General features: G+C 45.4%; 19 protein-coding genes. 7 read left to right on the forward strand and 12 right to left on the reverse strand.

Annotation, left to right across the window (positions count from 1 at the left end; translation table 11 throughout):
• Both F551_RS0102270 and F551_RS0102275 read right to left on the reverse strand, forming a co-directional pair.
• Window positions 1–201, reverse strand: coding sequence for a helix-turn-helix domain-containing protein (locus F551_RS0102270; protein WP_018995856.1), 201 nt, complete (start codon window positions 199–201; stop codon window positions 1–3).
• The gene (locus F551_RS0102275; RefSeq protein ID WP_018995857.1) at window positions 201–749 is read right to left on the reverse strand and encodes a DUF2975 domain-containing protein; all 549 of its coding nucleotides are present in this window, start codon (window positions 747–749) and stop codon (window positions 201–203) included. Before F551_RS0102275 ends, F551_RS0102270 begins: the two co-directional genes overlap by 1 nt.
• Window positions 750–839: 90 nt before the next feature.
• Between F551_RS0102275 and F551_RS0102280 the strand changes: the two genes are divergently transcribed.
• Complete coding sequence (locus F551_RS0102280; RefSeq protein ID WP_169334117.1) at window positions 840–1421, forward strand: hypothetical protein; 582 nt, start codon at window positions 840–842, stop codon at window positions 1419–1421.
• A gap of 214 nt (window positions 1422–1635) precedes the next feature.
• Here F551_RS0102280 and F551_RS0102290 read toward each other — a convergent pair whose 3' ends face one another.
• The 6 genes from F551_RS0102290 to carB all read right to left on the reverse strand — a co-directional run bounded on the left by F551_RS0102290 (window position 1636) and on the right by carB (window position 10134).
• A complete protein-coding gene (locus F551_RS0102290; protein ID WP_155825731.1) occupies window positions 1636–2718 on the reverse strand; it encodes a YqiA/YcfP family alpha/beta fold hydrolase in 1083 nt (360 codons plus the stop codon).
• A gap of 382 nt (window positions 2719–3100) precedes the next feature.
• Entirely contained in the window at window positions 3101–4009 is a 909-nt protein-coding gene (locus F551_RS0102295; protein ID WP_026296606.1) for a LysR family transcriptional regulator, read from the reverse strand.
• 98 nt (window positions 4010–4107) lie between these two features.
• Window positions 4108–5064, reverse strand: coding sequence for a thioredoxin-disulfide reductase (trxB, locus tag F551_RS0102300; RefSeq protein WP_018995862.1), 957 nt, complete (start codon window positions 5062–5064; stop codon window positions 4108–4110).
• 161 nt (window positions 5065–5225) lie between these two features.
• The gene (locus tag F551_RS0102305; protein WP_018995863.1) at window positions 5226–6284 is read right to left on the reverse strand and encodes a mitochondrial fission ELM1 family protein; all 1059 of its coding nucleotides are present in this window, start codon (window positions 6282–6284) and stop codon (window positions 5226–5228) included.
• A 3-nt stretch (window positions 6285–6287) separates the two neighbouring features.
• Complete coding sequence (gene greA / locus F551_RS0102310) at window positions 6288–6761, reverse strand: transcription elongation factor GreA (RefSeq protein WP_026296607.1); 474 nt, start codon at window positions 6759–6761, stop codon at window positions 6288–6290.
• Between the two features lie 55 nt (window positions 6762–6816).
• The gene (gene carB / locus F551_RS0102315; RefSeq protein ID WP_018995865.1) at window positions 6817–10134 is read right to left on the reverse strand and encodes a carbamoyl-phosphate synthase large subunit; all 3318 of its coding nucleotides are present in this window, start codon (window positions 10132–10134) and stop codon (window positions 6817–6819) included.
• Window positions 10135–10492: 358 nt separating this feature from the next.
• Between carB and F551_RS0102320 the strand changes: the two genes are divergently transcribed.
• Together F551_RS0102320 and F551_RS0102325 are read left to right on the forward strand one after the other, a co-directional pair.
• Complete coding sequence (locus F551_RS0102320) at window positions 10493–11137, forward strand: hypothetical protein (protein WP_018995866.1); 645 nt, start codon at window positions 10493–10495, stop codon at window positions 11135–11137.
• A gap of 137 nt (window positions 11138–11274) precedes the next feature.
• Complete coding sequence (locus F551_RS0102325) at window positions 11275–11766, forward strand: response regulator (RefSeq protein ID WP_018995867.1); 492 nt, start codon at window positions 11275–11277, stop codon at window positions 11764–11766.
• Here F551_RS0102325 and F551_RS0102330 read toward each other — a convergent pair whose 3' ends face one another.
• Window positions 11767–12471: an MBL fold metallo-hydrolase gene (locus F551_RS0102330; RefSeq protein WP_018995868.1), complete on the reverse strand. Its 705-nt coding sequence runs from the start codon at window positions 12469–12471 to the stop codon at window positions 11767–11769. It abuts the gene before it with no gap.
• A gap of 178 nt (window positions 12472–12649) precedes the next feature.
• Here F551_RS0102330 and F551_RS0102335 point away from each other — a divergent pair, with 178 nt between their 5' ends.
• Complete coding sequence (locus tag F551_RS0102335; protein ID WP_018995869.1) at window positions 12650–13612, forward strand: M48 family metallopeptidase; 963 nt, start codon at window positions 12650–12652, stop codon at window positions 13610–13612.
• A gap of 38 nt (window positions 13613–13650) precedes the next feature.
• Here the strand turns inward: F551_RS0102335 and F551_RS0102340 are convergent, their stop codons facing one another.
• From F551_RS0102340 to carA, 3 genes are all read right to left on the reverse strand, one after another.
• On the reverse strand, window positions 13651–14208 hold the full coding sequence (locus tag F551_RS0102340) for a DUF4760 domain-containing protein (protein ID WP_026296608.1): 558 nt from the start codon (window positions 14206–14208) through the stop codon (window positions 13651–13653).
• Window positions 14209–14445: 237 nt separating this feature from the next.
• A complete protein-coding gene (locus tag F551_RS0102345) occupies window positions 14446–15534 on the reverse strand; it encodes a hypothetical protein (RefSeq protein ID WP_018995871.1) in 1089 nt (362 codons plus the stop codon).
• 149 nt (window positions 15535–15683) lie between these two features.
• Window positions 15684–16904 carry a glutamine-hydrolyzing carbamoyl-phosphate synthase small subunit gene (gene carA / locus F551_RS0102350; RefSeq protein WP_018995872.1) on the reverse strand — a complete coding sequence of 407 codons (1221 nt, stop codon included), beginning with the start codon at window positions 16902–16904 and terminating at the stop codon, window positions 15684–15686.
• A gap of 167 nt (window positions 16905–17071) precedes the next feature.
• Here carA and F551_RS0102355 point away from each other — a divergent pair, with 167 nt between their 5' ends.
• The 3 genes from F551_RS0102355 to rpoD all read left to right on the forward strand — a co-directional run bounded on the left by F551_RS0102355 (window position 17072) and on the right by rpoD (window position 21673).
• Window positions 17072–17572 carry a GatB/YqeY domain-containing protein gene (locus tag F551_RS0102355; RefSeq protein WP_018995873.1) on the forward strand — a complete coding sequence of 167 codons (501 nt, stop codon included), beginning with the start codon at window positions 17072–17074 and terminating at the stop codon, window positions 17570–17572.
• An 80-nt stretch (window positions 17573–17652) separates the two neighbouring features.
• Complete coding sequence (gene dnaG / locus F551_RS0102360) at window positions 17653–19590, forward strand: DNA primase (RefSeq protein ID WP_018995874.1); 1938 nt, start codon at window positions 17653–17655, stop codon at window positions 19588–19590.
• Window positions 19591–19639: 49 nt separating this feature from the next.
• A complete protein-coding gene (rpoD, locus tag F551_RS0102365) occupies window positions 19640–21673 on the forward strand; it encodes an RNA polymerase sigma factor RpoD (protein ID WP_018995875.1) in 2034 nt (677 codons plus the stop codon).
• Window positions 21674–21688: the final 15 nt, after the last annotated feature.

Below are 21688 nucleotides of genomic sequence, written 5' to 3' on the forward strand. Positions count from 1 at the left end.
CTACTCGCGGTCAATAATGTCGCCCGGTTTGCAATCTAACACGTCGCAAATTTTGTCTAGAGTTTCAAACCTTACACCTTTAACCTTTCCTTGCCTAAGTAAGGAAAGGTTTTGTTCCGATATCCCGATCTCTTGGGCGAGCTCTTTGGATTTCATCTTTCGGAGAGCCAGCATGACATCTAGTCTGACAATGATGGTCATTAGATGAACTGCCTGTTCTCTTCAGCGATTTCTGCTGCTTTGTACAAGATCCCGCCCAAAATATGGATCACCATTCCAATTAGTAAGAAAGATATAGCACCCGATGAGAAGCTGATTGTTAGCTCTCTGCTGCCGGGTGGATTATCGTATGTGAGAGCGAGAATCATCATGGTGGGCATTAGAATACTTATGCAAGCAGTGACTATTGTTGCCGCTCCTAAAAACATGATGGAAGAAGAGAGTTCTGTTGTGAAAGGGCCCTTCTTTTCCAATGTATGGAAAATACGCCAAGTAGCTCCGCCTAAAAAGAGCATTGTCAGGTAATTCAGCGAAGCAACAGCGTATACAATTGTTTGTTTAGCCGAGGCTAGTCTAGTTTTTTCTTGGGTGTCGGCTGACAACATGTTCCAGTGATTACCCGCAATTTCCTGAAGTCCATTATCAGCAATCAGCTGGATAAGAAGTAGTGCTAATCCAATTAAGGTCAGCCATTTGCAAATTGCACATGTTCTAAAAGCGGACTTCGATAGTGTGTCTAATTTAGACATTTCACTTCCAATTTATAAAAATTCATGTTTTACGATAATTTATTATCGATTAAATTGAGGTGATTGTCTATGTATAATTCGGTGAAAATAATGTTTTTACTTGTCTGTTTGGCTGTAAGTGCGAGCTGCTCAACCATTCCCATTTCAAGCCAAGTGAGGATGGCAACCCTTGATCCTGCAACACTTGATTTCTCTGCCATTGAAGTAGCCGTACGAATAAATGAAGATTACAAACTTCGCGATGGAGATGTGACATTGGGTTTAAGCTTGAGAGACGGGCTGACAAATGAGGAGTTTGTTGAGACCTTTTTGCTCAAAGTTGAAGACATGCCAAATTCGCCTTTCTTAAAGAAGGACCAGAAGCGAGAAACGCAAATTTATGGAATGTCGTTTGATGAAGCTGATAGGGCTAGGTTGCTAAATTTTAGAGATAAATTTTCTGAATTGTTGGCGCGTGGAAAAGAAACTAAAGCGTCCGGGAAAAACAGTTTTTCTCTCAATGTGAATACGAAGGGATGTTTGAGAAAGAGCGGAAATCCATTTGAAAAAATGAAGGTCAAAGTTTATTTGAAACCCAAACCAACGGCAAAATTCATGACATTTATAAAAGAGCGAAATATCAATCTGGTTGATCAATCTAATGGGAACATTCCGTTTTGCTCAGAAAATTAGACAAAAAAAAGCCGCGCTAAGAAGCGCGGCTAATGAAGGTATGCCTCGGGGGAGGAAACGCCCAAAAGCGACTAGCGCTTGAATTGGGTAGCAAGGGAGGCAATCTCGCTCGAGATCTGTTATACATTATAAAGGGTTGCGAACAAGCATTGTTTTATCAATGGTGGTAAGCAAAAGTGCATACCTCAATATTGCTTGAGTGAAGCTGAATTCTCTAGCTTTTTTGGGGAGAGGGGAGTTTGGACAATACGTTTGCTGCTTTTATCAGATAAGATTGCGCGACCCCGCTGTCAGAGAAGCGCATGCAGGTCAATTCAGACAGGTTCAAACAAGCTTGATATTGGCAGGTCAGGTAATTGTGTTTGATGATAGATTCCATCATTTTTTGGGGTGTATCAGGTTTTCCCATTCTTCGTGACAAAGTTGCAAATTCTGTAGGTAGAATATGCGGTAATTCCAGATCAACTTGGTCACACAGCTCTACATATTGTTTAATTAACCCCCAAGGTGTCATGAGTGGGTCGTGTCCGGTTCTAACTTTGATCAGATATTCAATTTCGTGGCACGCAGTTTTTAAATCTCCATTGTCGAGGGCATGTTTCGCCCTGTGGCGTCGCGCTAGGGTAAAAGAATTGATATCGATCGTTTTTTCTTGGAAGTCGTTTGAGAAAATGAAACTTTCAATACAAGGTCGCAGTTTATCAATCAGTTCCAATTGTTTCAAAATGTAGTGCCCGGATTTCTTCAGTTCGATGAATTTTGTATTGGACTTGCCTTTTAGAAAATAGGAAACAAACTCTGCATCAGTTTCGTCTTCAGGGTCGAATACAGTCAAAATGGAGTTTCTTTGCTCTTCAATGTGGCGAAGATCAGTATGCTGTATTTGAATATCAGGTGCATAAGAACGTTGCCCTTTCATATAATCATGAGGCGGAAACCGCGGGGCTATAGCTAATGTTCTGGTGTTCAGGGCGCTACCAAAATAGATAGCAGCATACCCACCCAAGCTCGTTCCGTATGTCACTACATCTGGATATTTCTCGGCAATGGGCGCCACTGTCTGTGTGAAGCTTTCAATGGAAAGGTGCTGAAAAAAATCTTTTGGCGCGCAAGCGATATTGATTTGGCTCACACCTTTATCTTCAAAGAAGTTTCTTCCAAATTCATCGTCTAAAGTGAGGCCCATAGAATTGAATGTAATGATAAGATGGCTGGAACATCGTTCATAAAAAACGATCTTGCACTTGTCATTGTGAAGCAAGATATGTGCTTCTGCAGGGGCCATCACATGGGACATAGTTATTATCCAGTCTTTTGGATATCTGTTATATTATTCATAGTGAGGCTGGCAAATTCATTGGAAAACAAATTCTTTGAGAAAATTCGAAATTTAAGCAAAAAAAAGCCACGCTAAACAGCGTGGCAATATAAAAGTTGTGCCTCGGGGGAGGAAACGCCCATAAGCGACTAGCGCTTACATTGGGTAGCAAGGGAGGCAAGCTTGCTTTGAAACCATAAAAACATTTATTGGTGTGGTAATCAAGCAACAATTCATCAATGGTGATATGCAAAAACGCATGCTTTATAGAAATCAAAGATAAACAAGGCGGTTATATTGCTTCTAGTTTGTATGTTTCACAGACTTGAACTTTGATTTTATTGCGTTTGTCGAATTTTGGCTATTTCACCTGTTGGCGGTCTGCTTTTAGTTCTGAAGTAATGAAATCTCTAAAAATACTGATACGACGAGACCTTTTGAGGTCAGCGGGATATATGAAAAACAAATCAAAAGTTGGTCCGCTTTGATCGGGTAAGACTTTTCTCAAGCCAAATTCTTCTGAGACCATATATTCTGGTAGGTCAGCAATTCCAAGTCCAGCGCGCACGGCTCTCATCATGCCATTTACATTGTTGATCTGCAAAGTTGGCTCACGTTCAGGGCGATCATCGCGGCCGATGCGTTGCGCCCAATTCATTGCACTCATCTGTTCAGCTTCTTCGCCGAACGACACAATACGGTGTCTATCTAGATCTTCAGCTCGTTCAGGCGTGCCGTGCTGTTCAAGGTATTCTTCTGAAGCGTAGAGACTCGTGCGCACTGTCACAAGTTTGCGCTGTATCAGATCCGCTTTGTCGGCGGCCCATAGGCGAATTGCACATTCCGCTTCTAATGTCAGAAGATCATATTCGCGATCATCTAGTGACAGCTTTATCCGCATACGCGGATAAAGGTCAGCAAACTTATGAATGCGCGGTGCAAGCCAGAAAGATCCAAAGGCAACAGGAGCGGTCACATGAAGTTGGCCATGTGGTGTATCACCCGTATCATTTAGGGCAGATTCTGCTGTTCGAGCAGATGACGCCATTTCGGCAGTTGCTCTATGCAGAATTCTACCAGCTTCGGTTAGAATGAGACCTCGAGCGTGACGTTGGAACAAAGAGTTTTTTAGAGACTCTTCTAGAGCTGCTATTTGTCGAGACACAGCAGATTGGGATATTCCCAATCGCTCACCGGCCGCTGTTAGGCTGCCGGTTTCAGCGGCTGCATGGAAGGACTTAAGTTTGTCCCAATCCATTGAATGTCCCATTTTGAATATCCTTAAATGCAGATCAGAATGATTCGTACTCTGCATTCACTAAATGCCAAGAATTAAATCAATGTCAAAGCGTATAGGATATTCTAATGTTATTTGTTGTTTTGTTCTAGTTCAGCAAGAAAATGGTCTGATTCCAGTGCGGCCATACATCCCATTCCTGCTGCAGTTACAGCTTGGCGGAATTTATCATCGGTTACATCACCAGCAGCGTATACACCTGGAACTGATGTTTTAGATGAATCTGGCTCAGTAATCAGATACCCACCTTGCTTCATTTCCAATTGGCCATTGAACAATGATGTTGCAGGTGCGTGACCAATTGCGATGAAAACTCCGTGTACATCACGCTTAGTGATTTCACCAGTTTTGACATTTTTCAGGTTTACACCTGTTACGCCAAGTGGATTTTCATCACCCAAGACTTCTTCCAATTGGTGGTCCCACAACACTTCAACTTTTTCGTGATTGAGTAGACGTTGCTGTAGAATACGTTCAGCACGCAAACTATCACGGCGGTGAACGAGGGTCACTTTTGATGCAAAGTTTGTAAGAAATAGTGCTTCTTCGACAGCAGTGTTTCCACCACCTACAACAATAACTTCTTTGCCTCGATAGAAGAACCCATCACACGTCGCACAAGCAGAAACACCAAAGCCTTGGAATTTTTTCTCGGTTTCTAAACCCAACCATTTGGCTTGCGCACCGGTACAGATAATGAGTGCATCACATGTATATGTTGTGCCCCTTTCACCTTCCAAGGTGAAAGGGCGCTGTTCAACATTCACAGATTTAATGTGATCTTCAACGATTTCAGTACCAACGTGTTCAGCTTGTCCCTTCATTTGCTCCATGAGCCAAGGGCCTTGGATTGTTTCTGCAAAACCAGGATAGTTTTCAACTTCAGTCGTAATTGTCAGTTGGCCACCGGGTTGCATTCCTGCAATCAGCATAGGTTTACGCATAGCACGTGCAGCATATATGGCAGCTGTGTATCCTGCTGGGCCGGAGCCAAGAATGATCAGTGAACGGTGCTCTGTATTGCTCATTATATGTGCTTCCTGCGGTTCTTAAGCATCATCGCCTTGTGGCGTTACAACATGATAAATTTAGATCATGGGATTTAGGGGGAGTAGCCGTAGATTGCAAGGCGATTTTGCCGTTATAGCGTATATCAACGTGAATGTGAGATTACGTGAGCAAGATAGGTTTATACTTGATTAGAATTGGATTGCGGTTTGGGGTGCCGAATCAGTAATTGACGAATGATTTCCTCTGCGACACGGTCTATCTCGCGAACAGGTTCGGCGTCCCAATGTTGAACTTTTCCACCTTCGAACCAACGCACGACGCCTTGATTAATGAAGCTTTGGTGCAGGCGATCAAACTTGCTTGATTTGCCGACCAATTTGAGCAGATAAACTGGCTTTCCAAACCATGCCGCTTCGGAAATCATATTGGCTGAGTCTTCGGTTACAAAGATCAAATCAGATTGGCTGAGAAACGCTAAATAGGGGTTGAGGCCATCCGTTGCTTCCGTTTCCCAGAAACGAGCACCTAATTCTTCTGCCATTTTGCGGAAACGTATACGTGCATGTTCGGGGGTGCGTCGTGAAACAGTGATCCAAAGACGAATTCCTTGGCCAGCCAAACTCCTAAGTTCAACTTCCATCTCCTTTGCTCGCGATTGAGTTAAGGAGTGCGTTTTAGACGTTCCACCTATTATAACAGCTGCTTTACGTCCTGGTTCTGCCGACAGGTCACCGAAATTGAGCGCTGCTTGTTCTAGGTCACCCATTGCGAAGTGAGCTGGAGCTCCAATGGTAGGAAAGACATTGGGCCCTTCCAATTGATCATGTTCTGGTGGAAGCACTAGGTCAAAATGCTTAGCATCAACTTTCGGATCTTGTGTTTGGATCACAAGTGTTTTGCCATTGGACCATTCTTTTACGCGCATTGAGTAGGGAACAGATCTCCGTCCTGAGCCTATCCAAACATCTGGCCAAGGTGCCTTAAATTCGTCTCGTTGATTTTTGGGTAGAGCAGCCAAAGGCGCAAACCACAAATTTGGTGGTAACCAAACTTGCGGCGCTTTGGGGGATATGCGAATTGGCTCCGCTTTGTGTGCATCTGAACGAATATGCGAGATATCCGTCCATCGATGCAATTCGCCAAGGGCTTGCGCTATAGCAACGGCTTGACGTTCAATTCCTGCGCGTCCATCGGATACAACCCAGATGGACGGTCCGACAGCCGCGCTGGAAGTCATGTTTTAAACCCAGTTTACTTCAAGGATTTCGTAAGTTTTTACGCCACCAGGTGCGCTAACTTCCGCTACATCACCTTCTTCCTTACCGATCATTGCTCGGGCAAGCGGAGAAGTGAGGGAGATTTTACCTTTAGCAATGTCGGCTTCGTCTTCACCAACAATTTTGTATGTAGATTCTTCTTCAGTATCTTCATCTGCAACAGTTACTGTTGCACCAAATTTAATGTTGTCACCTGACAGTTTAGATGTGTCGATCACTTGCGCACAAGCCAATTTACTGTCGAGTTCAACAATACGGCCTTCAATGTGGCTCTGGCTTTCTTTAGCTGCGTGATATTCGGCGTTCTCGGAGAGGTCACCGTGCTCGCGCGCTTCTGCAATCGCCTGGATCACTTCGGGGCGAGCTACAGTTTTCAAGTGTTTTAATTCGTCTTCCAGAGCCTTGTGGCCCTGAGCTGTCATAGGAATGCGTTGCATTATTTAGTTACCGTTATTGAAACTTTACCAAAGGTTGATCGAACTTTGGCTAAGGTCAAGAGTAGGATTGAAGTGATCCAGCTTCAAGGGGGCTCTCTTTTAAAGCGCTGATTGCTCTAACCGCCGCATGACCCCCAGATATGGTTGTGTAATAGGGGACGCCTTTTATCAAAGCTGTTCGACGAATAGATGCTGAATCAAGCATGGATTGTGCACCTTCAGTTGTGTTGATGACAAGCTGAACATCTCCATCAGCAATTTTATCAACAATATGTGGGCGACCTTCCAAGACTTTGTTGACGACATCCACATCAATGCCTTCTTCTTTTATGTCTCTAGCCGTTCCAGATGTTGCGATGATTGAAAAGCCAAGTTTTTTCAATTGTTTGGCTGTTTCAATGGCCGCTGTTTTATCGCTCTTTTTTACGGAAATAAAGCATGTTCCACTTTGTGGAAGGTCTACACCAGCACCGATTTGTGACTTCAAAAATGCTGCTTCAAAGGTTTCATCAATACCCATGACTTCACCAGTTGAACGCATTTCAGGCCCAAGAGCTGGATCTACGCCATTGAAGCGCGCAAATGGAAATACAGCTTCCTTAACGGCAATTCTTGGTGGTTTGATTGGGCCTTCACCTAGCTCAAATTGCCCTAATTTCTCGTCAGCCATTATTTTTGCAGCTATGGCAGCTAGTGGTTTACCCACAGCTTTTGCCACAAAAGGTACTGTTCGTGATGCACGAGGATTCGCTTCAAGGACGAAAACTTCATCATCTTTTACAGCGAACTGCACATTCATGAGGCCTTTTACATTCAAGGCGTCGGCCAGAATGCGAGCTTGACGAGCTAATTCATCCTGAATTGGCTGGGATAGCGAGTAAGGAGGGATAGAACAAGCCGAATCACCAGAGTGAACTCCTGCTTCTTCGATGTGTTGCATGATACCTGCAACGTGAGTGTTTTCTCCGTCACAAATGGCATCTACATCTACTTCGATTGCGTCTGATAGATAACGGTCCACAAGAAGATTACCACCTTCCGCTGCATCAAGCGCCTTTGCACCATAGTCTTTCAGGTCAGAATCATCATGTGCAATTTCCATTGCGCGCCCACCAAGAACGTTGGAAGGACGAACCATAACAGGGTAACCCACGCGTTCTGCAATTGCGAGCGCCTCGTCTACGGTTGTGGCAATGCCAGATGGAGCTTGTTTCAATCCAGTTTCATCTAGCAAGATTGAAAAACGTTTACGGTCTTCTGCAAGATCAATCGCATCAGGCGATGTTCCAAGGATTGGAATGTTTTGTTCATTCAATCCTTGAGACAATTTTAGCGGAGTTTGACCACCAAATTGAACGATCACACCTGAGAAATCACCTGTTGCTTGTTCAACATGGCAAATCTCGGAAACATCTTCGAGCGTTAGTGGTTCAAAGTATAGGCGGTCTGATGTGTCATAGTCTGTTGAAACTGTTTCAGGGTTACAATTGACCATGATACTTTCAATACCGAGGTCTTCCATTGCAAAGGCAGCATGACAACAACAATAGTCAAATTCGATTCCTTGACCGATACGGTTTGGACCACCACCAAGGATCATTGCTTTTTTGCGTGTTGATGGTTGAGCTTCACATTCTGCCGGAAGGATAGAGCCGTCTTCAGCCATCATGCCTGTTTCATAAGTTGAATACAGATATGGCGTTTTTGCTGCAAATTCAGCTGCACATGTATCAATACGTTTATATACTGGACGTACCCCAAGACCTTGGCGGTAAGCGCGAACATCCGCTTCTGATTTTTCAGTCAGCATAGCCAGACGTTCGTCGGAGAAACCTTTTGATTTAATCAAATTCATCTCTTCAGCGCTTGCTGGAAGGCCATCGCGCTGGAGGTTTTTCTCAGTTTCGATTAGGTCTGCAAATTGACGTAAGAACCAAAGATCCACTGATGAAGCTTTATGAATGTCTTCAACGGATAATCCATGGCGCATTGCTTGCGCAATAACTAGCAGTCGCTGCCGCGTTGGTTGAGAACAAGCTGCCATCAAGGCGTTATAGTCATCCCCTTTACCAAGGTTTGGGATTTCCACTTCGTTGAGACCACAAAATCCAGTCTCCAATGAACGTAGAGCTTTTTGGAAGCTTTCTTGGAAAGTCCGTCCAATTGCCATGGCTTCACCCACAGACTTCATGCTTGTTGAGAGCATTTCATCTGCGCCTTTGTACTTTTCAAAGGCAAAACGTGGAATTTTAGTGACAACATAATCGATTGTTGGTTCGAACGATGCCGGTGTTACACCGGTGATGTCGTTATCTAATTCATCAAGTGTATATCCAACAGCAAGCTTAGCTGCGATTTTGGCAATCGGGAAACCGGTTGCTTTGGAAGCCAGTGCAGATGAACGACTTACGCGCGGGTTCATCTCGATAACCACAAGACGGCCAGTTTCAGGGTGAACAGCAAACTGCACGTTTGATCCACCTGTTTCAACACCGATTTCACGCAATACAGCAATCGATGCATTCCGCATGATTTGGTATTCTTTATCAGTCAGTGTGAGGGCAGGTGCAACAGTGATTGAGTCACCAGTGTGTACACCCATAGGGTCTATGTTTTCGATGGAACAGATGATGATACAGTTGTCGGCGGTGTCGCGCACAACTTCCATCTCATATTCTTTCCAACCAAGAAGGCTCTCGTCAATTAGGATTTGCCCCGTTGGTGAGGCTTCCATTCCTGAGCGACAAATTGCTTCATATTCTTCGCGGTTGTTGGCAACACCACCACCGGTTCCACCGAGCGTAAATGCTGGGCGAATAATGGCTGGCAATCCAAGATCATCGAGTGCATCAAAACACTGCTTAAGACCTTCTAATACATCCTTGCCCGTTTCTTTCCCGTTAGCATCATATTTCTTAGGTGCTTCAACAATTACGGATTTTGGGTTTTCGAGGCCGATATTTTCCATTGCAACTTGGAATTTTTCGCGGTCTTCGGCTTTTTCAATGGCATCGGCTTTTGCACCAATAAGCTCAACATTGTATTTTTCTAGTGTGCCGTCTTTATCAAGTGCAAGGGCGGTGTTGAGGGCTGTTTGACCACCCATTGTCGGCAAGATCGCGTCTGGTTTTTCTTTAGCGATGATTTTTGCGACGAATTCAGGTGTAATTGGCTCAATGTAAGTTGCATCTGCAAGATCTGGATCGGTCATGATCGTTGCAGGATTTGAGTTCACCAGAATGATCCGGAACCCTTCTTCTTTAAGGGCCTTGATCGCTTGCACACCTGAATAATCAAATTCACAGGCTTGTCCGATGACAATTGGGCCTGCGCCGATGACTAGAATGGATTGAATATCCGTACGTTTAGGCATGTAGGTGTGTCCTTAAGGTCTTATAGACGCGATATTTGTGGCTACCTAAGGCAAAATAAAGTCTACCGTAGGCAAATTGTCGGACGGTTTAGCGGTCTGAGCGTGTTGGTGCAAGGCTCAATTTAAACGTTTTTGCTCCAAAACCAAAATCTTTACACAAGTAGATGTTTTGAACACACTTTATGGAGATTTGTTTTTATCCATTTGTAAAAAACAGAAGAGAAAAGCCGCTAGAAATTCAAATTAGTTTCGGGCTAGTGTGCACTCAATCGTGTTTTTGTGATTCACCGGAAAACCAAAAATGTGAGATTGATTTCAACTTTGCTGAGTATAACTGCGTGAGGATGTAACTGAAGTGATGAAGTTCCCAAAAGAGTATTGTCTCTATCTGAGCGCGTTTCTTGTTTTGGGGTGTGCAACGACAACTCAAAGCCCACCGCCGATAACTCAAACAGAACAAATAGAGGAGGTGACCCCTCCAGTTCCCGTTGAGCGTGATTTGTCTTTGGGCCCCTTACCTAAAACCAAACCTGTAGTGCAAGTTGGAGAGCGTGATATTCCTCCAGCCAAGGCTGGAGATGCTAGCCTGAGCCCATCTTCATCAGCTTATCAGAAAATTTTTCCTGAAAAAGGAGATTTGGTAGGCATAACGCAGGCACACTCTCAGGTGCTGCAGTCCAGAGGGCAGCGCGGGTTGGAGTGGTCAGAAAATTTAGCTCAACGGGCGCGATTGCAATCTCAGCAATTGGCTGCCGGTATGTGTGGAGCTTCTGAAGCGAAAGTTCTAAGTGCTCGTGGTGAAGCAATTTATCTTGTACCATCAGCAATGGATAGCAAAGGGCAGAAACGCCGGGTCAATTTATCGGTGAAAAAGTTTGTTGCAGCCTTGCTGGATGAAAAGGCTGGTCCGTTTTCGAGAGAAAACTCAGGCGCAATGATACTAGGGTGTGCACTTAATCAGTGTTCAGATCTCACCCAAGTCTGGATGTGTCGATACAAATAAGTCGGCACTTATTGTTTAAAAAAACAAATTTTGTTTCTTCAAGACATGTTAATTGATTTTCGGTATATTCTGAGTTTCGACCAGTCGTTGATTTTTTAAGCGATAGTTTTGTGTTTGCGGGCTAGGGAGATTCGATAGTGCGCATAACAAATTTAAATGCCATTGATGTGCTGATCTATAGCCAGCACAAGCATCTAGTTCATTTAGAGCGCACAGCGCTTGATTCGTTTGGTGTAAAGCGAATTGAATCTGTGGGTGATTTGAAAACTCTCAAAGATGCAATTCAGCATAATTACCGTGATATAATTATTATCAATCACTCGCCAGGGCAGGCGATGGCTCCTTTGTTGGAAACAATTCGCTCGGAATCAGATGCTTCCAATCCTTATGCAACGGTTTTGCTGATGACTTCGACCCCATCACGAAGAGTGGTGAGAGAAGGTATTCAATGTGGCGTTGATGGTGTGATGGCGTTGCCGTTTACTGGAATAGATTTATGGAAACAGCTTGCGCATTCGGTCAATCGCAACCGCGCATTTGTGCGCACGGAAAATTATTTTGGCCCATGCCGGCGTCGCCTCCAGAACATAAAGTACAATGGTGAAGAGCGACGCGAAGAGGCAGCTTGATTAGCTTTTTGCGACAACAGAATCGGCTACATATGGGTTTGTCTGCCTTTCCTGCCCAAACGTGCTCATTTGGCCGTGCCCTGGTACGAAGCGCATTTCATTTCCCAATGGCCAAAGTTTTTGTGTGATGGATGCGATGAGGTCAGCATGATTTCCCCGTGGAAAATCCGTTCGGCCGATAGAACCTTGAAACAATACATCACCCACAAAAGCTAATTTTGCTTGATCTTGATAGATTACGACATGCCCAGGTGTGTGTCCGGGGCAATGAACAACTCCAAATGTGTGTCCCGCAAATTCTAAAGTATCGCCATCTGTGAGGTAGCGATCTGATTTGGTGTTGCGGCCATCTGTGATGCCGTATTTGGCTCCTTGGGCTTCAATATCGTCCAACAGCCATTGGTCGTCCTCGTGTGGACCTTCAATGTCCACATTCCATTTTTCTTTTAGAATTTGAGCTGCTCCGGCATGATCGAGGTGGCCGTGAGTTAGCCAGATTTTGGTGAGTTTTAGACCAAAATGCTTGAGAGCTGCTTCCAATTGCTCGGCATCTCCACCGGGATCAACAAACACAGCTTCTTTGGAAGTTTCATCAAATATCAGCGAGCAGTTTTGCTGTAATGGTGTGACAGGAATAATTTGCACCTTGAAAGGAATAGGTGCATTTGCCTGATGATTGTCTGGATCAGATGGTGTCGCCGTCATGTTTTTCTCGTTCGATTGTTTAATCGACACCCTTTATACGGGGCGCTCCAGACGACGCAATGCGAGATTTATAAATAAGATTTTCTGTTTAACTGCCAAGAAAGGTTTTTCATTAGGGCAAGTGTGGTCTATGTTGTGGGCCGACTGATGGGTAGCCTTTAAAATATAGGGGATTGGCATGCGTATACCAGCATATTCACGTGGGCGTCGTCGTGGCGGCGGTTTGCTTGGGCTGATCGGTGGCCGTCTTCCTATTATCGGATTGGTGATTGTTGGGTTGGCATTTTATTGGTTTTCCAACCAAAAAACTGGAATTGCTGGTCGCAAGCAGATGGTGACTATGTCTGTAGAGCAGGAAGTTGCTCTTGGTGATCAATCCTACATGCAGATCATGCAATCTGAACCCGTTTTGTGTAGCGATCGCTCACGCTCTTGTGGGATGAACGAGCGTGAAATCGTAGACATCATCCAGAAGATCGGTCGTGATATCGCTCAAGCCGCTATTGAATGGGAGCGTGAGGGCGCACCCGTTATAGGGCTTGGGAAAACGCAGGGGAACGTGCCGTCATGGGGAACACTAGCTGACAAATTCCAATGGGAATTTAAGGTCATTCATTCCAATGTGCCAAACGCATTCTGTCTTCCGGGAGGGAAAGTGGCTTTCTATACGGGAATACTGGAAACAGCGGCGAATGAAGATGGTATTGCCACAATAATGGGGCATGAAATTGGACACGCATTAGCGCGCCACGGGGCAGAGCGTATGTCTCAAGCCAAGATGATGCAGTTTGGTCAGATGGCTGTTGGGGCAACTGTTGGAGACATGGGCGCTGGTGCGCAGCGCGCTGTCATGGGTGCTTTTGGCATGGGGGCAGATGTCGGTGTGATGAAGCCATTCTCCCGTGCGCATGAAAGCGAAGCAGATATGATAGGGTTAGAGCTTCTCACGCGCGCTTGTTATGATCCACGTGAAGCACCATTATTATGGGGCCGTATGGCGCAATTAGGTGGAGGCAAACGCCAACCTGAGGCGCTATCAACTCACCCCGATCCAGAAAAACGCGCCCAAGCCTTCGTCGAAGTCATGCCGGAATACATCAAGCTTTACGAAGAAAAGTGTGGGGCACTTCCGGCGAGGTAGCGAGCAAGGGTTTGGCCCTAATGAGGCATTGGCAATTTTTACTTTACTTGTGAATTTGATTTGGTGTGTTCTTCTGTATTGATTGACCATCGTTCGGCTAGCCATTCTGCATTTGCGTAGGTAGTTTTGTCTTCGATCTTTCTAATCTCTTCGACTAAGGAAGAAATGGATTGCCAATCTCGAACCAGAATAGGGCCAAAATATTCTTTAAACGTTGCTTCTGAATAAGCCCCAGTAGATATCCCTATGGCCATCACTTCATAGCTATTCAGAACCGAGTGAAAAGCATTTAGCTGCTCATCGAATTGTGTATCTTGTCCCCGCTGCAACCTTTTTTGAATAAACAGTTTTCCATCCATTCTGCCATCATTTAGGCTCTCTTTTAACGAGAAGAACCGCGCGCGCCTTTCTTGCCAATGTTCAGATTGAACTTCAGAGAATAGGCTATTTAGAGCATCTCTCTCTGCAGCTTCATCTCTAGCTTTTCGTAACGAAATGATCGCAATGTATGCCGCAACAGTTGCACCAGCTGCTGCTATATATGTTGGAAACACAGATACAAATTCTGGCCAGCTAAATTCCCCCCAAAAGCTCAAAAGGACCTCCTTTTACATACTTATAAACAGACATAACCGAATAAATTCCAAAGATTATTTGTAGAACTGAGGTGCAAAGTCAATTAAGCGCACTGTCCGCAAATGGCGAATTTTGCCATGTTCAGCAAATTGCGGAGAAACCGTTCACACCAATACGTTCTAGGTGAAAGTGTAACATATCCCCATCTCACATACCGAAGTGAGATAGGAGTATTTTTAATTTGAACTACATCGAGTTTAATTAGCCGCTTCTGTTACCGTGTCTACAGCCGTTTTATCTGCTGACGGCGTAAACTTTTCGGCCAGATATGGCATTGAGAGGGCGAGGGCAACTGAGATCACGATACCCATAGTCGCTTTGGCTAAGTCCATACCTACAATCTTTGCCGTAGCACCCGTGGAGCGGACTTTATCAATCGTTGCGATTGAAAATTCACGACCCGCAATCAACCCAAGGAAGACCCATGTGGTTGACATTGGCACTTTGTCGATCCCAAGGAATTCAAGCTGTCCTGAGAACACAAACAATAGCGTCGCGTAGATGAAGTCGATAACCGTTGCGGAACGGATGTCCGTCACGCTTGTTTTTGTAAGAAGGATCTTCTGCACCGGACCACCGCGGTTCATGAAGGTGATCAAAAGGAATAGAGAGATAAGCGCTAATCCAGCTGTCGCGCCGAGCATGGTCAGGTTTTCTTCACGGCCAATCATTTCGCCCGCGGCATTCATCTCGGGAATGTTTCTTGGCAGATACACAAAGATGTTCGCGAAATCCTGCACAAGCCACATCCACCATAGATAACCAGTTGTCATCCATTGTAGAATTACCCAGCCTATATTGTGTTGTGTTTCTGCCGTTTTTAGGAACCAGCGTTCAAGTGTCGGTGCGAGTGCTGCGTAAATTAGCCCACCTGTGGCGAATGCAACCGCGTATCCCATAAGGGACTTTGTCAGCATGGATTGCATACCTGCCATGGTCGCAAATGTGGCCAACACCATGAAGGTTGTTGAGACGGGGATACCGATGCGCGTAAGGATTAGGAGAACAAGGGGCGGTAGAGTGTGATACCATTGGACCTCGAACACCGGGAACTTATTAGTGTTGTCCAGCCTGCCATATGAAACATCACCTCCATTGACGACCCAGCCATAATAAAAGCTGGCTATCAAAATGGCGACGGCAAATAGATAAAGTATCCACCAAGGCATGCGTCGGTTGGAATTAATGAATGTACCCAGTGTTTGGAGAGCATCGTTTCCGACAACAGCGTAGGCGGCAAATGCAAATCCCACGATTGCCCAAATATTAACACCCAATAATTCCATGACATTAGCCCATAATATTTATACGCAACGAAAAACAGAGGCGATGAAACCTCTGTTTTGTTTACGCAATGACATTGAATTCAAACCATCGCAAGGCCTTTTGACGGATGCCATAAAACCTTCACATCAAAATATAATCAGCACACGGATTAATTCATTAGTTCGGCAAAACGCTCAAACAGATAGAATGAATCTTGTGGGCCTGGGCTGGCTTCCGGGTGGTGCTGCACTGAAATGATAGGCTTGCCGACAACGCGTAACCCTGAATTTGTGCCATCGAACAATGAAATATGAGATTGCTCGACACCTTCAGGCAGTGAATCTGGATCCACTGTGAAACCGTGATTCATTGATACGATCTCAACTTTTCCTGTTTCAAGGTCTTTTACAGGGTGGTTCGCACCGTGGTGACCTTGGGCCATTTTCTTGGTTTTTGCGCCAAGGCTCAGGGCCAGCATTTGGTGGCCTAGACAAATTCCAAGGATTGGTTTGCCAGATTCAATCAGAGCTTTGATGGTTGGAGCTGCGTATTCGCCAGTCGCTGCTGGATCACCTGGTCCGTTTGATAAAACGATACCGTCAGGATTTAGAGCAAGGATGTCGTCAGCTGAAGTTGTAGCAGGAACAACTGTGGCGCGTGCACCAACATCAGCTAGATTACGCAGAATGTTTTTCTTCACGCCGAAATCTACAACAACAACATGATATTTGGCATTTTCATTGTTTGAATAGCCATCTGCGATGTCCCACAGAGCCTCTTTGGATTCAAAGCGTTCTTCAGAAGTTACAGTCTTCGCAAGGTCTGATCCTTCAACGCCGCTCCATGCTCGTGCTGTTTCCAAAAGGGCGTCTTTGTCGATTTGACCGTCAGCTGCGTGGGCGATTGCGACTTTCTGCATTCCACCTTCGCGAATACGTTTAGTCAGAGCGCGTGTGTCCACGCCGGAAATTCCGACAATGCCTTTCTTGCGAAGCCATGCACCAAGATGATCTTTGGAGCGCCAGTTTGCAGGAGGTGTAGGGTGAGCACGAAATACAGCACCGCGGGCTGCCGATGTTGCATTATCGCTGCTCTCTTCATTATCATCTTCGTTTGCACCAACATTTCCAACATGGGGAAATGTGAACATGACTATCTGATCGCAATAGGAGGGGTCAGTTAGAATTTCTTGATATCCGGTGATTGCAGTGTTGAAGCATAGTTCACCCACAGCAATCCCTGTCGCGCCTGAGCCGCGTCCATAAACGATGGTTCCGTCGGCCAATGCTATTGCACCAGTCGCTTTTTCGGGACTTTTTGAGCCATTTTTAGAAAGCTCATCAGAATTAAACTTTGTATTAGGGTCTTGATTGGCAACCTGATTGGGCATAAGAGCGCGCCTTCTTGTTTTATTACAGCGTGTTCATAACCATTGACTCACGACGCTTTTCGCACGTGAATAGAGAGTTGAAGGATTATCAGTCAAGATGACTCTACTTAAAACCTTCATATTTGGTGATGAAAACGGACTAATTCCTAAGTGGGACTAACGATTAGATGTCACTTGCTATACTATCAGACGTCGATGAAGGTGTTCGTATGAGCCTTCGCGAAACGTTAAAGAGTGAATTGCACAAAGCCGAAACTGAAGGCGTTGAGCTGAGAGCTGCAACTTTGCGGCTAGCATTATGTGCTATTCGCGATCGCGATATCAAAGCGAAAAAGAAGGATGAGTGTAACAGCTGTGAAGAAACAGAAATTGCATCCATTCTCCGTCATATGATCGCGCAACGTGAAGCCGCAGCCACCGAATATGATGAAGCAGGTAAAATAGAACTTGCAGAACAAGAACGCGAAGAAGCTGAGACATTGAATGAGTTTCTTCCAAAATGTCTCAATAAAAATGAGATTGAATTGGCAGCTCAACAGGTTGTGCACGAGTTAGAGGCTGAATGCCTTAAAGATATGGGTAAATGTGTTTCTGAATTAAAAGCGCGTTTTCCAGACCGTATTGAATCCGCAGCAGCTAAATCTGCAGTGAAGAAATTGTTGCTTTAATCTAACTCTAATTTTTTTGGTTAATTTTTGACGCTAACCTAGTGCTTATATTGCATTAGGATGTTATCCATTGGGGTGTGATGCGGTTTTCTGAAGCTTTTATTGATGAATTAAAAGATCGACTACCAATATCTGGGTATGTCGGACGCAAAGTTAAGCTTGTGCGTTCGGGAAAGAATTTCAAAGGTCTTTCTCCGTTTAAAGATGAAAAAACGCCTTCGTTTTATGTCGATGATGATAAGCGATCTTATCGATGTTTCTCGACCCAAAATTCAGGCGATATAATTTCCTTCGTTCAGGAAACTGAAGGGTTGAGTTTTCAGGAAGCGGTTGAAAAACTCGTAGGTTTGGCTGGCATGGACATGCCGACTGAAAACAAAGCCGAAAAAAAACAAGCCACCAAACGCAAATCCTTGTTTGAACTCATGGAGGCAGCTGTTTCATTTTATGAGGAACAATTACGAGAACCGGTTGGTGATGAAGCGCGAAATTATTTAATTCAAAAGCGTGGTTTAAAGGAGAAAGCTTGGAAACGGCACCGCATCGGTTATGCCCCGGAAGGGTGGCAGACATTGCACGATCATTTGATCAAACTTGGTGCAACAGCCAAAGAACTTCTTGAAATTGGACTGGTGCGTCCATCGAAAAATGAATCGAAGCCGCCTTATGATGCTTTTCGTCACCGGATTATATTTCCGATTTTAGACCCGACTGGGCGTCCAATAGCTTTAGGAGGTCGCGCGTTAGATCCTGCTCATGTGCTTAAAGAAAAGGGAATTCCAAAATATGTGAATTCCTCCGAGACACCATTATTCCATAAATCTTCGGTGATTTACAATTACGGACGTGCACGGGATGCAATTTACAAATTGTCACGCACGACGAGCGATGGTGACCCATTTGCACGCGGATTGGTCGTAACAGAAGGGTATATGGATGTTATAGCCATGGCGGAGCACGGCTTTTCGACAGCTGTTGCGCCAATGGGGACTGCATTAACGGAAGAACAACTGAAAATGCTCTGGCGAGTAGGTCCCGAGCCAATCATGTGTTTTGATGGTGATGAAGCAGGTCAAAAAGCGGCATTACGTGCTGTGGATTTAGCATTGCCAATGTTGGAACCCGGAAAATCGGTTTATGTGACGATTTTGCCAGAAGGGCTCGATCCTGACGACCTTCTTAAAACAGATAATGGTGAACAAGGATTACGCGATCTACTTCGCAATGCGCGTCCATTGGTGGATCTTTTGTGGGAACGAGAACTCAATAAAGAGGCATTAGACACGCCAGAACGTCGTGCCGGTTTTGAAGCTAGACTTGATGAAGCAGTAGCATCAATTGCGAATGAGCAAGTCCGCGGCGCATATGTTCGCGAGCTAAAAGATCGTCGATATCAATATTTCCGCGAACAGAGACAAGCAAAACAACCTCCGCGTCGTCAAAACAACTGGGATCGCAACCCCAATTCAAAATTCAAGGGGAGAGGTTTTCCTCAGGGGCCGGTTATCAAATTGGCGGATACTAAGGGCTTAACGGGCCGAGCGGGGCTTGGAATGATCGTTCGCGCTATTGATAGCTATACGCTGATGGAAGAGGCAAAAGAGATGCTCGCAATGGCTGATTTTCGTGATGAAGACGTTTTAGCACTAAGAAATGCTGCTTTAGACGTACAAGAATTCGGAGAAAAGGTTGACCGCGACGCAATTGCAGCCCATTTACGGAGTCTTGGCCGCACAAGTTCTGCGAAACTGCTCGAAGAGTATCCTAATCAGGAGCCCATAGACCCATCCTCAGCGATAGGGCGTGAATGGCTCGCTGCACTGGAGCGTTTCCCAACTGTTGCGGCTCTGAAAGACGAGGCGGAGAGCGAGAAGAATGCGTTCGCCTCAGCTAACGGAGTCGAGGAACATAAAGCGGAATGGGCGCGTCGAAAGAGACTAGTGGCGGAAAGACAGGCATTGAAAGCGAAGTCACAAGAACCGATCGACGATATTACCACGAGCAGCTCACAGGATTGATTTGCCAAATTCGGCTTGGGCGAGCCGGATTGAAAGGCGGGAGATTTGTATGACCAAAACAAAAGCCGATAATGAAGAAGTAACTGAAGGCCAAGATGGCCCAGTGCTTGATTTATCAAATGCAAGTGTAAAGAAGTTTATCGCTGCTGCAAAAGCGCGTGGCTTCATTACGCATGATGAATTGAATAAGGTTCTTCCATCGGATGAAGTAAACCCTGATCAAATTGAAGACATTATGTCTGCTTTGAATGAGATGGGGATCAACGTTGTTGATTCAGAAGAAGAAGCTGAAAGTGAAGAAGCGGCACCTGAAACTGGCAGTGCAGTAGCAAAAGCCAAATCTACGGCTGCGACGACAAGCGGTCGTTCAGATCGTTATGACCGTACTGACGACCCTGTGCGCATGTATCTGCGTGAGATGGGAACAGTGGAATTGCTCTCGCGTGAGGGTGAGATTGCGATTGCCAAGCGTATCGAGGCTGGCCGTGATGCAATGATCCGTGGGCTTTGTGAAAGCCCGTTGACATTTGAAGCGATCATGGTGTGGCGTCAAGAGCTTGAAGATGAACGCGTATTGCTACGCGACATTATTGATCTTGAAGCGACTTATGCTGCGGCGAACGGTGGTGTGCCAGATAATTCTGCGGCAGCTGTTGCCTTAGAAAAAGGTGAGCCGATTGAGAAAACGCCTGAGCAGATCGCTGCTGAGGAAAAAGCCAAGCAAGACGAAATTGCTAAGCAAAAGCGTATCACGGAAGGTCTTCCTGAGGGGACAGACCCTGCGGCAGATGACGATGATGATTTCGACGATGGCGGCGCAATGTCGATGTCTGCTATGGAAGCAGAACTTCGTGAAGGCGTTACAGAAATTCTTGATAGTGTGGCGTCTGAGTTCCAAGCTTACCGTCGCTTGCAGGAAAAACTCGTTACACGTCATTTGGAAGGTAAAGAGCTTTCTCCAAAAGATTCTGAAGAATATTTGCGCCTTCAAAACGATATTATCGACGATTTGAAGAAACTTCACCTGAACAATGCGCGTATTGAAACACTCGTTGAGCAGCTTTACGCTATTAACAAACGTCTTATGGGGCTTGAAGGTGGATTAATGCGTTTGGCGGATGCGCATGGCGTGCCGCGTAAATCATTCTTGGATAATTATTTCGGAACAGAGCTTGAGCCTGATTGGGCTGAGCGAGTTGAGCAGATTTCTGCCAAGTGGAAAAAGTTTGTGGCAGCTGAAAGCAATAAGATTGCTGAAATGCGTGCTGATATCTCAAACCTTTCTCAAGAAATGGGCGTACCGATTGAAGACTTCCGCCGCATTGTGGCGACAGTTCAAAAAGGTGAACGTGAAGCACGTGTTGCTAAGAAGGAGATGGTGGAAGCCAACCTTCGCCTCGTGATCTCCATCGCTAAGAAGTACACAAACCGTGGTTTGCAATTCTTGGATTTGATCCAAGAGGGTAATATCGGTTTGATGAAAGCGGTTGATAAATTTGAATATCGCCGTGGTTATAAATTCTCGACATACGCTACGTGGTGGATTCGTCAGGCGATCACGCGCTCTATCGCGGACCAGGCCCGTACAATCCGTATCCCTGTGCACATGATCGAGACGATCAACAAAATCGTCCGCACACAGCGTCAAATGCTTCACGAAATTGGTCGCGAGCCAACGCCGGAAGAATTGGCTGAGAAGCTTGGCTTGCCGCTTGAGAAAATCCGTAAGGTTCTCAAAATCGCGAAAGAGCCAATCTCATTGGAAACACCGATCGGGGATGATGAAGATTCAAACCTTGGTGACTTCATCGAAGACAAAATGGCGCTTCTGCCAGTGGATGCTGCGATCCAGTCAAACTTGCGTGAAACAACAACACGCGTGCTAGCCTCACTAACGCCGCGTGAAGAGCGTGTGCTGCGTATGCGTTTTGGTATCGGGATGAACACGGACCACACACTTGAAGAAGTCGGTCAGCAATTCTCGGTGACACGTGAACGTATCCGTCAGATCGAAGCCAAAGCGCTCCGCAAACTGAAACATCCAAGCCGCTCTCGTAAGTTGAGAAGTTTCTTGGATACCTAAGTCCAGTTTGAAATT

This window comes from Hirschia maritima DSM 19733 (assembly GCF_000378345.1).
GTDB lineage: Bacteria > Pseudomonadota > Alphaproteobacteria > Caulobacterales > Hyphomonadaceae > Hirschia > Hirschia maritima.

What these genes read in the sequence shown, in the direction of transcription:
- F551_RS0102270 (WP_018995856.1), bottom strand. Translation starts at nt 201, where the DNA reads ATGACCATCATTGTCAGACTAGATGTCATGCTGGCTCTCCGAAAGATG.
- F551_RS0102275 (WP_018995857.1), bottom strand. Translation starts at nt 749, where the DNA reads ATGTCTAAATTAGACACACTATCGAAGTCCGCTTTTAGAACATGTGCA.
- F551_RS0102280 (WP_169334117.1), top strand. Translation starts at nt 840, where the DNA reads ATGTTTTTACTTGTCTGTTTGGCTGTAAGTGCGAGCTGCTCAACCATT.
- F551_RS0102290 (WP_155825731.1), bottom strand. Translation starts at nt 2,718, where the DNA reads ATGTCCCATGTGATGGCCCCTGCAGAAGCACATATCTTGCTTCACAAT.
- F551_RS0102295 (WP_026296606.1), bottom strand. Translation starts at nt 4,009, where the DNA reads ATGGGACATTCAATGGATTGGGACAAACTTAAGTCCTTCCATGCAGCC.
- trxB (WP_018995862.1), bottom strand. Translation starts at nt 5,064, where the DNA reads ATGAGCAATACAGAGCACCGTTCACTGATCATTCTTGGCTCCGGCCCA.
- F551_RS0102305 (WP_018995863.1), bottom strand. Translation starts at nt 6,284, where the DNA reads ATGACTTCCAGCGCGGCTGTCGGACCGTCCATCTGGGTTGTATCCGAT.
- greA (WP_026296607.1), bottom strand. Translation starts at nt 6,761, where the DNA reads ATGCAACGCATTCCTATGACAGCTCAGGGCCACAAGGCTCTGGAAGAC.
- carB (WP_018995865.1), bottom strand. Translation starts at nt 10,134, where the DNA reads ATGCCTAAACGTACGGATATTCAATCCATTCTAGTCATCGGCGCAGGC.
- F551_RS0102320 (WP_018995866.1), top strand. Translation starts at nt 10,493, where the DNA reads ATGAAGTTCCCAAAAGAGTATTGTCTCTATCTGAGCGCGTTTCTTGTT.
- F551_RS0102330 (WP_018995868.1), bottom strand. Translation starts at nt 12,471, where the DNA reads ATGACGGCGACACCATCTGATCCAGACAATCATCAGGCAAATGCACCT.
- F551_RS0102335 (WP_018995869.1), top strand. Translation starts at nt 12,650, where the DNA reads ATGCGTATACCAGCATATTCACGTGGGCGTCGTCGTGGCGGCGGTTTG.
- F551_RS0102345 (WP_018995871.1), bottom strand. Translation starts at nt 15,534, where the DNA reads ATGGAATTATTGGGTGTTAATATTTGGGCAATCGTGGGATTTGCATTT.
- carA (WP_018995872.1), bottom strand. Translation starts at nt 16,904, where the DNA reads ATGCCCAATCAGGTTGCCAATCAAGACCCTAATACAAAGTTTAATTCT.
- F551_RS0102355 (WP_018995873.1), top strand. Translation starts at nt 17,072, where the DNA reads ATGTCACTTGCTATACTATCAGACGTCGATGAAGGTGTTCGTATGAGC.
- dnaG (WP_018995874.1), top strand. Translation starts at nt 17,653, where the DNA reads ATGCGGTTTTCTGAAGCTTTTATTGATGAATTAAAAGATCGACTACCA.
- rpoD (WP_018995875.1), top strand. Translation starts at nt 19,640, where the DNA reads ATGACCAAAACAAAAGCCGATAATGAAGAAGTAACTGAAGGCCAAGAT.